Origin of the sequence: Flavobacterium sp. HJJ (genome assembly GCF_015351475.1) — a bacterium.
GTDB lineage: Bacteria > Bacteroidota > Bacteroidia > Flavobacteriales > Flavobacteriaceae > Flavobacterium > Flavobacterium marginilacus.
The window spans coordinates 113,153-125,637 of sequence record NZ_JADKPR010000004.1 but is presented as its reverse complement, the minus strand read 5'-3'; the positions used below and the strand labels follow the sequence as shown (position 1 = coordinate 125,637).

At 33.5% G+C, this 12,485-nt stretch carries 14 protein-coding genes; 10 read left to right on the top strand and 4 right to left on the bottom strand.

The genetic code is table 11. The features are described 5' to 3' along the window. Positions 1-10 precede the first annotated feature (10 nt). The 4 genes from IRZ80_RS04975 (at position 11) to IRZ80_RS04960 (ending at position 4,184) form a co-directional block, all read left to right on the top strand. Positions 11-1,537 (top strand): McrB family protein, encoded by a 1,527-nt coding sequence (locus IRZ80_RS04975; RefSeq protein ID WP_194640456.1) that lies wholly within the window; start codon positions 11-13, stop codon positions 1,535-1,537. Between the two features lies 1 nt (position 1,538). Then, on the top strand, positions 1,539-3,221 hold the full coding sequence (locus IRZ80_RS04970) for a hypothetical protein (RefSeq protein WP_194640455.1): 1,683 nt from the start codon (positions 1,539-1,541) through the stop codon (positions 3,219-3,221). 97 nt (positions 3,222-3,318) lie between these two features. Next, the gene (locus tag IRZ80_RS04965) at positions 3,319-3,765 is read left to right on the top strand and encodes a very short patch repair endonuclease (protein WP_194640454.1); all 447 of its coding nucleotides are present in this window, start codon (positions 3,319-3,321) and stop codon (positions 3,763-3,765) included. Between the two features lie 104 nt (positions 3,766-3,869). After that, on the top strand, positions 3,870-4,184 hold the full coding sequence (locus IRZ80_RS04960; RefSeq protein ID WP_115814697.1) for an HPF/RaiA family ribosome-associated protein: 315 nt from the start codon (positions 3,870-3,872) through the stop codon (positions 4,182-4,184). A gap of 54 nt (positions 4,185-4,238) precedes the next feature. Here IRZ80_RS04960 and IRZ80_RS04955 read toward each other — a convergent pair whose 3' ends face one another. From IRZ80_RS04955 to IRZ80_RS04940, 4 genes are all read right to left on the bottom strand, one after another. Next, a complete protein-coding gene (locus IRZ80_RS04955; RefSeq protein ID WP_194640453.1) occupies positions 4,239-4,805 on the bottom strand; it encodes a hypothetical protein in 567 nt (188 codons plus the stop codon). Between the two features lie 19 nt (positions 4,806-4,824). Further along, on the bottom strand, positions 4,825-5,526 hold the full coding sequence (gene prfH / locus IRZ80_RS04950) for a peptide chain release factor H (protein WP_194640452.1): 702 nt from the start codon (positions 5,524-5,526) through the stop codon (positions 4,825-4,827). 9 nt (positions 5,527-5,535) lie between these two features. After that, a complete protein-coding gene (locus IRZ80_RS04945) occupies positions 5,536-6,927 on the bottom strand; it encodes an RtcB family protein (RefSeq protein ID WP_194640451.1) in 1,392 nt (463 codons plus the stop codon). A 528-nt stretch (positions 6,928-7,455) separates the two neighbouring features. Continuing rightward, positions 7,456-7,980 (bottom strand): porin family protein, encoded by a 525-nt coding sequence (locus IRZ80_RS04940; protein WP_194640450.1) that lies wholly within the window; start codon positions 7,978-7,980, stop codon positions 7,456-7,458. 413 nt (positions 7,981-8,393) lie between these two features. On the opposite strand from IRZ80_RS04940, the gene IRZ80_RS04935 reads away from it, so the two are divergent. From IRZ80_RS04935 to IRZ80_RS04910, 6 genes are all read left to right on the top strand, one after another. Continuing rightward, positions 8,394-8,900: a nuclear transport factor 2 family protein gene (locus IRZ80_RS04935; protein ID WP_194640449.1), complete on the top strand. Its 507-nt coding sequence runs from the start codon at positions 8,394-8,396 to the stop codon at positions 8,898-8,900. Between the two features lie 76 nt (positions 8,901-8,976). Then, positions 8,977-9,651: a tRNA (guanosine(46)-N7)-methyltransferase TrmB gene (trmB, locus tag IRZ80_RS04930; protein WP_194640448.1), complete on the top strand. Its 675-nt coding sequence runs from the start codon at positions 8,977-8,979 to the stop codon at positions 9,649-9,651. Positions 9,652-9,711: 60 nt separating this feature from the next. Further along, positions 9,712-10,344 (top strand): LysE family transporter, encoded by a 633-nt coding sequence (locus tag IRZ80_RS04925; RefSeq protein ID WP_194640447.1) that lies wholly within the window; start codon positions 9,712-9,714, stop codon positions 10,342-10,344. Between the two features lie 9 nt (positions 10,345-10,353). After that, a complete protein-coding gene (locus tag IRZ80_RS04920) occupies positions 10,354-10,686 on the top strand; it encodes an MGMT family protein (RefSeq protein ID WP_194640446.1) in 333 nt (110 codons plus the stop codon). A 184-nt stretch (positions 10,687-10,870) separates the two neighbouring features. Beyond that, positions 10,871-11,998, top strand: coding sequence for an Mrp/NBP35 family ATP-binding protein (locus tag IRZ80_RS04915; protein ID WP_194640445.1), 1,128 nt, complete (start codon positions 10,871-10,873; stop codon positions 11,996-11,998). Positions 11,999-12,102: 104 nt separating this feature from the next. Continuing rightward, on the top strand, positions 12,103-12,342 hold the full coding sequence (locus IRZ80_RS04910; protein ID WP_194640444.1) for a NifU family protein: 240 nt from the start codon (positions 12,103-12,105) through the stop codon (positions 12,340-12,342). Positions 12,343-12,485 lie beyond the last annotated feature (143 nt).

Sequence of the window (12,485 nt, the reverse complement as noted above, 5' to 3'; positions counted from 1 at the left end):
TTTACATCATATGAGTTTAGTTGACATATCGGAATTAGGAAGCGAATTAAAAAAATATTTTCTACAAAATACTGACTGGCCTGAAGTTACATTTAATAATAGTGACAAAGTTGCTTTAAATGAATTGCCAAGTGTTGAAAAAGTAGAATCACATTCAATTAAATTTCAATCTGAAAACAACATCATTTTTGTTCCAAGTCAGTATATTTCATTTGCTGTTAAAATAAAACCTTTTGCGACAGAATTAAAAAAATATTCAGATTCGTTTGATAATATAAAGGCTCTAAATGATAAAAATGTTTTAGGGGAATTTATTAATAACAATGGTGATTTAACAAATACAGGAGATTTAGATTTAGCCGATTTGGAATTGTTTAAAAGTATGTTTGCGAGTTCTGAACATCAATTAAATTTTGGTGCTAAATCTATTTTAAATGGGACGCCTGATAATTATAAAGTTAGAGGGACTTCCGATTTTTTTGGGTCAGTTATTTTAAAAATCATTAATGTACCCGATGCATCATCTGCAAAATTAGGTAGTTTGATTTATAGTCTTACCCAAAAACCTGATGTTTATGATTATTTAGAGACAAGATTTTCAGGCATTCAAACTTCAGGGACTATAAATAATGAAGAAACTCTAAACACCATCTACTACGGTGCGCCAGGAACAGGAAAATCATTCAAAGTAAACGAAACATTAAAGGTTTTGGACAAGAAATACTATGAAAGAATAACATTTCATCCAGAATATGACAACGCTTGTTTTGTAGGTGGTTATAAACCTATTTCAAGAGATGGGGAAATAAAATATGAATTTGTGCCACAGGTTTTTACAAATATTTACACCAAAGCTTGGTTAGATTTAGATAATCAATATTATCTTGCTATTGAAGAAATTAATAGAGGTAATTGTGCCGAAATTTTTGGAGATATTTTTCAATTATTAGATAGAAACAGCAATTATGATGTAACACCCTCATCGGAATTGCAAGAACATTTGATTGCAGAACTTGGAGTAGAACACAGTGGTATAAAATCAGGTTTGAAATTACCACCAAATTTGAGACTATTGGCTACAATGAATACTTCTGATCAATCTCTTTTTCCGATGGATAGTGCATTCAAAAGGCGCTGGAATTGGGAATATATTCCAATTTGTTATGATGATATTCCAGAAAATGAATCATTTGAATACAGAGTTAAAATTGATGAAGCAACTTATTTTAAATGGATTGATTTTATTAAAAATGTAAATGCAATAATCAAAACGAATCCAAATCTTGGCATGGATAAGTGCATTGGTAATTATTTTATAAAATCGGACTCTAAAGAAATATCTTTAAAAGAATTTACAAACAAAGCAATATTCTATTTATGGAATGATGTTTTTAAAGATGAAGATAGTTCAGATTCTATTTTTGCAAAAGATGTTTCATATGAAGATTTTTTTCCAGTTGAAACAAATGGGAAGGATGAAGTTATGAGGATTCTAGAAGCTTTAAAAATAGGAACTATTGTAAAAGCGACTATCTAAAATGAAGATTCTAATTGAAGGCGAAGATTATTTAATTGACAACTTAACTTCTGTATTTGACGATCCAAAATTTTACAATCAAATCGGAAGTATTGGCAAGATAATTTCGGTAGGATACTACCATTCTTTCGAAAAAAAGGAATTGGTTTATATGTTGCCTAAAGTCTTTATGAGGGATAATCAAGAAACTGTTTTTGGAATTTCTAAAGATGATCTGTTTGATTTTGAAAAATCAGAAACTTTTAAACGTGATGAAAAGTATAAATGGATACGTCAATTATTAGTTTATTTTTACAATAGCCTTACAGAATATAAACGAAGAATTAGAGAGACTTCAATTATTGAATCTTCATTAGCTTTTGAGTTAAATACTAATCTGGGTGATTTAGAATATTCCTATTTGGATTTGCTTTTAAGTTTTGTTAATTTTTATAAAAAGAATAAAAACACTATTCTATATAAACATATTGAATATAAATCCAATCAAGTAAAGAAACCTAAATGGGATAAAACTATTAGAAAATCTTTACCTATATTTTCTTCAAAAAATACATCGATTTATATTGAAATAAATAATAAAAAGAAGATTGTAAATACAGAAGAAGAACTTTTAACTTACTTTTTTTCAATATTAAATCATTTTAATAAAGAACATCAGCTTCATCTTAAAATTGATTCAAGCTACAATATTATCAAAGGCGAAAGTTTTGAAAAACTGCAAAAAAATGGATTGTCAAAATTAAAAAAAATAAAGTATCGTTATTTCTCTGATACTTTAAAACGAATGTATGTTTTATGTGAACTGTATTTTTCAAAAACCGATACAAGCAGTAGGAAAAAGAAAAAAGAAGAATTTATATCGGTAAGAAACTACAATCTTGTTTTTGAAGATATGATTGATAAGCTGTTTTCAGACAAATTAGATGAAAAGAAAGAAATAAACAGCGTCTCTTTAGATGAATTAAAATATAATGAGGATGGCAAAATTATTGATCATATTTTTGATTATAAATCATTAATAGATACTTCCGATATATTTTATATTGGGGATTCTAAATATTATAAATCTGGAAGCGAAGCTGGTAAATTATCTAAATACAAACAGTTTACATATGCTAAAAATGTAATTCAGTTTAACATCGATTTACTAAATAATAATGATGTTTATAAAGAGAACATTAGATACAGAGATGAAATAACAGAAGGTTATAACATTACTCCAAATTTCTTCATTTATGGTTATATAGAAGATATTCATGATTTTGAAAAACATTCGTTAAAACATAAAAAAGAAATTCCTGTAAAATCTTTTCATTTTGTGGATAGATTATTTGATAGGGACACGCTTTTTGTTCATCAATATCAAATAAATTTCCTGTACGTTTTAAAATCGTATTCTGCATTTAATGAAACTAAAATTAAAGATTTCAGAGATAAAACGAAACTAGAGTTTAGAAATAAATTTATGAAATTCTTTAATAATTCAGCCGTTTCAAAATTTGAGATTTATGAAAAAGATTTATCAAATGAAGATGCTAAAATTTTAGTAGAAAATAATTTCAAACTTTTAAACGGAAAATGTTTTTATACAAATGATAATAAATTATTAATTGGAAAGCATGAAAATGATAAATTAATAGAGAAGTTTATTAAGGCTAAGGATTTTGTGTTAAAAATGTTGTAATCATTAGTTTTTCATGGATTTAAAAATATTTCCTTCTTAAACAACCTTACAAATAATCTCTCTAACTTTACAGTAACAGTTTTTAAACGGTTACGCCATGGACAATCTAACTTCAGTACAGCGTTCCAAAAACATGCGTGCTATAAAAAGCACAGAAACAAAAGCCGAAGTGCGTTTGGCCAAAGCATTATGGCATATAGGATTACGATACCGAAAAAACAATAAAAAAGTTTTTGGTTGTCCAGATTTGACTTTTCGAAATCTAAAAATTGCCATTTTTGTTGATGGCGAATTCTTCCACGGTAAAGACTGGGAAACGATAAAAAAACCAAAAACCAATTCAGAATATTGGATAAAAAAGATTGAACGAAATATACAACGTGATCTTGAAGTCAATCATTATTTAGAATCTCAGAATTGGAAAGTTTTGCGTTTTTGGAGCAATGACATCAAAAAAAATCTAGGTGCTTGTATTGCTGTAATTCTGAATACTATTAATTACAGGACGCAGCAATTAATGAATATTCCTCCTTCATGGGAATAAAAAAACAACTTTTTTCTTTCATAATCTTTTGCTAAAAGAGAGCTGTTTTAGGGAATAATTTTTAACTTTGAGAATAAGCATTAAAAACCAATAAATTCAATATAATGAAAGTACAAATTAACACCGACAAGAATATAGAAGGAAGCGAAAGATTAGAATCTTACTTTTCTAGTGAAGTATCAAGAGTATTATCCCGTTTTGATGATAAAGTAACGCGTATCGAAGTGCATTTTGGAGATGAAAACAGTGCTAAATCAGGTTTTGGAGATAAACGCTGCGTTATTGAAGCACGCCCTGCCAATATGCAGCCGATAGCCGTTACAGAGCACGCCGATTCGATTGAGAAAGCATTCAACGGAGCTTTGGACAAAATCAAAAAAGTACTAAATACTACATTCGATAAGCAGAAAGCTCATTAAGCAAATTATCAAGCATATATAAATTAGGCTGTCTTTTTGGGACAGCCTTTTTATTTATAGAAAAAACCACTTTCTTCTGCTTTTCTTTTTCTTTTCTTTTTCAGGAACCTCTTTTTCAGATTTTTTCTTCTTCTTGGGAGCTAATAATTTCTTTTTGGTTTTAAGACGTTTTTCGGTTTCTTCTATTTCTTCCAGATTGTCATTGGCAGTCATCAAAAGTCTTATTTCTTTTATCAGTTTCAAAGCTGGTATGATTTCCTGCTGTTTTTCTAACAGCATTACTTTTTTGAGCTGAATAGCGGTTTTATCTGTCCCTTTTACCGTTAAGGCAAAATCAATTAATTTTGAAGCTTCCTCATAATCTTCATTCAAAAGCAGGGCATTCAAATAATAAGGATAAACTGCAACTGCGTGAATATTGATGGCCAGCGCTTCCTGAAAGTAACGCTTGGCCTCCTCATAATCCTGCAGCTGTTCGGATTGCACTCTGCCGTATAAGCATAACGCTGTAGTGTCTTTTTCGTTATATGACAAAGCATAATCCAATGATTCTATGGTTCCTTCGAGCCAGTATGGATAATTGTCCAGTGCCTGAAAAATATATTTATCTGCTGTTTTCATATTGTTTTTAAGATTAGAATCATGAATCGATATATTCAGTTCTATGATTCAATTGCTGTTTTAATTTTTGTCTTTCGGATTTGTAGCTCTTGACTGTTTTTTCATTTTTAAAATCAGATCCGGTAAACGTTCTCGTTGGATTTCCTCTGGCCACATTCAATTGGTTTTCCCATTGATCACTGGCTTGTTTCCTGATCATTTCCAGTTCAAAAACTTTGAATTTTTCAAGCAGTCTTTCCGTAGCTAGTTTTTTGTTTTGGTGCTGCGAACGCGAATCCATAGCCACTGTACTCAATCCTGTGGGTACATGTGTAGCGCGGATGGCCGAGCTTACCTTGTTGACATGCTGTCCGCCCGCACCGGAACTTCTCATGGCCTGATACTGAATATCTTTTTCGGAAATGGATTTTATGGCTAAAGCATCCATTTCGAAAATACCGATAAACCAGTTTTTTCTTTTGTGCATTTTCCTGAAACTGCTTTGTCCAATCCATTGAATAGTTCCTTTCCAAGAGTTCACAAATTCGGCTACCGTTTTTCCTTTCAGCAGAATCAAAGCCGTTAAAACTGTTCCGTTCTCGTTTCCGGCTTCCCGCTGCAGGACTGTGGCTTCAATTTGACAGGTCTGTGCTTCATCCAGGATTTTTTTAAGCACTTGGGCAGCTACCCAAGTGCATTCCGCAGGACCCCGTCCTGCTGTTATTTGAATTATTTTTTCCATACTTTAAATTTATCGGTCCATGCGGACAATTTTTGGCGTAAACGTGCCTAATACAGTGACTAGTTCGTTTTGCAGTCCCATGACTTTGTGAATGTCTTTGTATGCCATCGGTGCTTCGTCAACATTGCCTCCAATCAGTGTAACATCATGGTCTTTCAATGTTTTTTTAATGTCACTTTGCGTAAAAGTGCTTTTGCATTTGGCTCTCGAAAACAATCTTCCCGCTCCGTGTGAAGCGGAGTTTAATGAATCAGGATTGCCTTTTCCCATAACCACAAAGCCTGGCGCAGTCATAGATCCCGGAATAATGCCCAGCTGACCTTCGTGGGCAGGAGTGGCTCCTTTTCTGTGGACAATGCATTCTTTTTCGTTCACCATTTCTTTCCAGGCAAAGTTGTGATGGTTTTCGATCGTTACAACCACTCTTTTGCCAATGGCTTTGGCCACTCTTCGGTGAATATCGTCGTGGCAGGCTTTGGCATAATCGCCAGCTAAATTCATTGCCAGCCAATATTCCTGTCCATCATGCGTGTTCAAATCGAGCCACGCCAGATGCTGTACATTCTTTGGCAGTGGACATTGTTTGGACGCCAGATAGGTGTAATGCTTTGCAATATTGGCTCCCATGCCGCGCGAACCGCTGTGTGATAAAACGCAAAAATAACTGCCCGGTTCCAGTTTCCATTCCGGCAGAACGGTATCCAGCTGTACGGTTCCAAATTCCACAAAATGATTGCCGCCTCCCGAGGTTCCCAATTGTTTGTATGCCTTAGAAAGTAATCCTTTAAGCAATGGAATGTCCTGAAACTCCGGTCTGCTGAAAACTTCATGATCGGCTTTGTTAGCGTGGGTTTCGTTCATTCCAAATTTGGTGTGCTCTTTTAAAATGGCCTGCAGCTGATAATCTTTTCCTTTGATAAAGGAAGCCGGCAGGTCAAATATTGACAAACTCATTCTGCATCCAATATCGACTCCTACACCATACGGAATAACCGCATTGTCTGTTGCCAAAACACCGCCAATCGGCAATCCATAACCAGAGTGAGCATCAGGCATTAAAGCACCTGCTACAGAAATTGGCAGTTTTAAAGAATCATACAATTGAAATTTTGCCTGTTCATCAATTTCATTTTCTCCAAAAATAGAGAATGGTGCACGCGTGGTCTGCAGCTGATGCATTCTAACCACGACAGGATTAATAAGACCTTCGGCCACTTTTCCCCAAGTACCGTCATTTTTATAATTCTCCGGATGCAGTAATACATCTTTGGCTTCATTGATGATACGCTCTTTTTTTTCTTTTTTTCGGTATCTGCTAATCTGACCTAAGGCGATATTGATACTATTGTTTTTTGGGAAGCCTAATTTTATTAGATCTCTTCCCGATAATTTATTTCCCATGAAATTTTTACTATTGTTCGTTTTGTTTGCAGCGCTGCAAATCGCCAATCTGAAATACAGAAAATGAGATGTAACGGCAAAGTATCTTAATCCCGTTTGGGATAAAGTAAGGAGCTGTATTCGGGAATTTTTTGAGAAGAGTCTAGAATAAAATCAAAAAAGCCCGAATCTAAATTGCTTCGGGCTTTTTCATATAGTATAAAATTGAATTTCTAAGATTGAAATAAGCCACGAAGATGTGCTGCACCAATTCCAACTGGTGTGAAGCCTTGTAATGATGATTTGAATACAAACATTGTTCTTCGTTTTTAAAGGGTTAATTATTTTTTCGTGTGCAAAGATTTAAATATATTTTTTAAATATCCTAATTTTTTGTTAAAATATTTTTGAAGTCAATCAAGATTTATTTTTAAATTATTGATTTGTAGTTTCTTGTATTTTTTTGTGAAAAATAGAAATGTATAAAAAAATGCCTTAAAGTATACTGCTTTAAGGCATTTTTCAGTAAAATTGAGTTAGTTGGTTTTCTTAGAATTGTAAAGCGGCACCTACTTGAAAAACCTGATTTTTTCCTGAAATACCATCGTAGGTATCATCCAAACCCGTAATATATCGGGCATTTATAGATAAACCTAGAGGCAGATTCAAAGAGGTTCCAAAAGCCCATGAAGGCACAAAACTGTTTGCATCGCCAAAATTATCATCATTAACTAGAAATTCAAATTGAGGACCAGTTTCAAAACTCAATAACTTGGCAGCGTATATTTTTGCTAAAATAGGCACCGTAAGATAATCTATTTTTACATCATCAATATTTGTGGAGAAACCTTCTTGAGAGTATTGAACCTCAGGCTGTATAAACAACAGGCTTTTTACCAATGGGATTTCTTTGTAAACACCCACATAAAGTCCTGTTTTGGCATCAGTGTTCCAGCCATCTCCATTGATGTCTGAAAAATTGGCACCAGCTCTAATTCCAAATTTTTGTGCTGAAACTGTTGTAGACACTAACATTAGGAAAGCACCTATCAGTAAAATTTTTAATGATCGCATATTTTTTGTTTTTAGATTATAACCCTTGCTTTCAGGGCTGATTACTTTAAAAATACTACAAAATTTTAATTCTGTTGTTCATAAAAATTACAAAAGAGCAAAAACAATATCTCATTTTTTGATGAAAATTATTATGTAACTGCCAAGTAATAATTAGAATAAAAGAATCAAACATTTGATATATAACGCCAGTTTTTGTAAATATATTATGTTAACTTTGAAATGGAGGTATCTCTTTACCTCTTGATTCAGTTATTTTAAAGTTATAGATCTCCGTTTAATTTTTATAATAAATTATACAGTATGAGTGAATTTTTTCAAAAAGGGAAAAGCATTTATTGATAGTAGACGGGAAAGACGGCAAAATGAAAATAAAACAGGGAAGCCTTCCTGATAAAAACAAAAAGTAATTTATGAGAGTACTATTTTTAAGTTTAGCGGTATTGATATTAGTTAGTTTTGATTCTCTGAATTATAAAGAATCAGATGAAAAACAGCAGATAAACCGTATGCTCGATGCCTGGCACAAAGCAGCAGCCGAAGCTAATTTTGATAATTATTTCGGAATGATGACCGAAGATGCTATTTTTATTGGAACAGATCCATCTGAGAATTGGGGTGTAAAAGCATTTAAGGCATTTGCCAAACCCTATTTTGACAAAGGAAAGGCATGGAACTTTAAGATGATAGAACGTCATATTTATTTTGATAGTTCGGGGAAAACAGCGTGGTTTGATGAGCTTTTAAATACTCAGATGAAAATCTGCAGAGGTTCTGGTGTTGTTGTAAAAATAGGTAAGGAATGGAAAATTAAGCATTATGTTCTGTCAATTACTATTCCAAATGACAATGTTGATGAAGTGGTTAAAATCATTGCACCGATAGAAGATGTATTAATTCAGAAAGGAAGTTCCAAATGATAATTTTTGATTTTTTCAGTACCGAGGCGTTCATTCTTATATAATTCCTTAATTTTGCCGAAACAGTAATTATATCGTGGGAAGTAAAAATAAATTAAAAAGGTTCAAAGAAAACGAAACATTCAATAACGTTTTTCAGCCAACAAGGGAAGAAGTGGTCGGAGATTTATTTCCGCTGAGAGGAAAATGGAATTCAGATTTTTTTAAAAATGAAAATCCCTTGGTGCTTGAATTAGGATGTGGAAAAGGCGAATATTCTGTTGGACTGGCTGAGAGATATCCAAATAAAAACTTCGTAGGAATCGATATTAAAGGTGCCCGTTTTTGGCGCGGAGCAAAAACTGCTGTTGAAACAGGACTGCATAACGTGGCTTTTATTCGTACGCAAATTGAATTAATCAATCATATTTTTGCCGAAAATGAAGTGGATGAAATCTGGATTACTTTTCCGGATCCTCAAATAAAATACAAGAGAACAAAACATAGAATGACCAATTCGGAATTTCTAAAATTATATAAAAAAATCCTCAAAAAGGATGGTGTTGTAAACCTTAAAACGGACAGCGAGTTCATGCACGGATACACACTTGGACTGCTTCATGGTGAAGGGCATGAGGTTTTGTATGCTAATCATAATGTGTATGTAAACGAAGGAAGTCCTGTAGAAGTTACCGCTTTTCAGACATTTTATGAAAAGCAGTATTTAGAAATTAACAAGGCGATTACGTATATTCGTTTTAAAATCAAATAGTTCATAGCGGCGGTTTTCAGTTTGTAAGCTGAAGCTGCAGACTGGAACAGCTAATTAAGTATGACGCTACTATTACCTTTTTTTCTCGGATTTATTGTTGCAGCTATCGGGATAACACCTCCCGGTCTGATCAATATGACCGCTGCAAAAGTAAGTCTGAAAGACGGCAGAACTGAAGCTGTTTTTTTTGCTGCTGGTGCTACGGTAATAGTTTTTTTTCAGACATTTTCAGCTTTATTATTTGCTAATTTTATCAATAGCCATCCTGATGTAATAAATAAACTGCAGGAAATAGGGCTGTTTATTTTTATAGGGCTTACGGTTTATTTTTTTTGGAAAGCCAAAAGACCAAAACTGACTAAAGCTGAAACAAAGATACGCAGTAAGACAAACAGGTTCTTTCTGGGAATGCTGCTTTCTGCACTGAATTTATTTCCTATTCCATACTATGTTTTTGTTTCCATTACACTTGCTGCTTATGGCTATTTTTATTTTGTTGAGTCTTTCATTTATGCATTTGTAATGGGAGTTGTAGCAGGTTCTTTTTTGGTTTTTTATCTTTATATCGTGTATTTTAAAAAAAGAGAGGCCAAATCTTCTTTTTTACTCAATAATGGGAATTATATTATTGGAACTCTTACAGGACTTGTTTCTATAGTTACACTTTTTAAGCTTATTAAAGGATATTTTTGATTAAATGCTATGAACCCAGCAAATGATAATTTTTTTGAAAGAGTTTACACTGTCGTACGGCAGATTCCGTATGGAAAAGTTACTTCGTATGGAGCTATTGCAAAAACTTTAGGAGCTGCACGTTCTGCAAGAATGGTCGGCTGGGCTATGAATGCCGCTCATAATTTAGAAGATGTCCCTGCTCATAGAGTTGTAAACAGAAAAGGATTGCTAACGGGAAAACATCATTTTGACGGAACCAATCTTATGCAGCAATTGCTGGAAAGCGAAGGAATTGTTGTTGTGGATAATCAAATCATGAATTTTGAGGCGGTTTTCTGGATTCCGATGATGGGCGTTTAAATTCTTTATACTTGTGTCCTGCAGTAAAAAAGCATTGGCAGTTATAGCTGTTATTGAGTGTACTCATCGATAAAACCAATCCAAATCCTTTAGAATAAGAACTTAATCCGTTATCTTTGCAATCTGAAATTAGTTTAAATAAAAACACGTTTTTTAAAAACGCAAACAGATAGAGATTAAAAAAATGAAATTAGATAAAAATAACATTCTGAAAGCATTAGAAACAATTACTATTGCTGGTGAAGGTAAAAATATGGTAGAAAGCGGCGCAGTTACAAATGTAGTCACTTTTGGCGATGAGGTTGTAGTTGATTTGGTATTGCACACTCCGGCAATGCATATAAAGAAAAGAGCTGAAGACGATATTAAAAAAACAATCCAGGATTTGGTTTCAGCAGATGCCAAAATTAAGGTAAACATAAAAGTTGAAGTTCCTGAAAAGAATGAAATCAAAGGAAAAGCGATACCGGGAATAAAAAACATTATTGCAGTAGCTTCTGGAAAAGGCGGAGTGGGGAAATCTACAGTTACAGCAAATTTAGCAGTAACATTAACAAAGATGGGATTTGCAGTTGGCGTTCTTGATGCCGATATCTATGGGCCGTCTATGCCGATTATGTTTGATGTAGAGAGTGAGAAGCCTATTTCTGTTGAAGTTGATGGAAAATCAAAAATGAAGCCAGTTGAAAGTTATGGAGTAAAAATGCTTTCTATTGGATTTTTTACTTCTCCAAGCCAGGCTGTTATCTGGAGAGGACCAATGGCTTCTAAAGCGCTGAACCAGATGATTTTTGATGCAAACTGGGGAGAATTAGATTTTATGTTAATCGATCTGCCTCCAGGAACCGGAGATATCCACCTTTCGATTATGCAGTCGTTACCAGTTACGGGAGCAGTTGTGGTAAGTACACCTCAGGCAGTAGCATTGGCCGATGCTAAAAAAGGAGTCTCAATGTTTATGTCAGAAGCGATTAATGTGCCGGTTTTGGGAATTATAGAGAACATGGCTTATTTTACTCCAGAAGAATTACCTAACAATAAGTATTACATTTTTGGAAAAGAAGGAGCCAAAGATCTTGCACAGGATTTAGGAGTAGCTTTCTTAGGTGAAGTGCCGATAGTTCAGTCTATCCGCGAAGCAGGGGATTATGGACGTCCTGCAGCATTGCAGACAGGATCGGTTATTGAAAATGTTTTTGATGAGATAACGCGTAATGTTGTTAGCGAAGTTGTAGACAGAAATGAAAATTTAGAACCAACGGAAGCGATCAAGATTACGACAATGGCAGGATGTTCAGCAGTTAAGAAATAATTCTGAAACTTGAATATGAATTCAAATGCCGTCAATAGATAAAATTAAAATTATTGTCAGTGATTTTGATTGAATTAAAAGATGGTGAACAATAGATACCAATTATGAAAACAGAAGAATTAACAAATAATGTTTTGAAAGCGCTGGATGAAATCAGACCTTTTTTGAATTCAGACGGCGGAGACATTAAGCTCATTTCAATTGATGAGGGAAAGCATGTCAAAGTTAGGCTTGAAGGAGCCTGTACTAGCTGCAGTGTTAACCAAATGACTTTGAGAGCAGGTGTAGAAACAACTATAAAGAAGTATGCACCTCAAATTGAAACAGTGGTAAATATCATGTAAACAGTATAAAAAGAAGGACATTTTATTTTGAATAAAATTTAAATTTTTTTTAACGAAAAAAATCATTAACAAAACGAAAAATGTCATTTTTACACTTCTTGGATTTGAAACCTATACTTGTTAAAATAGAGTAAAAAGGGGGT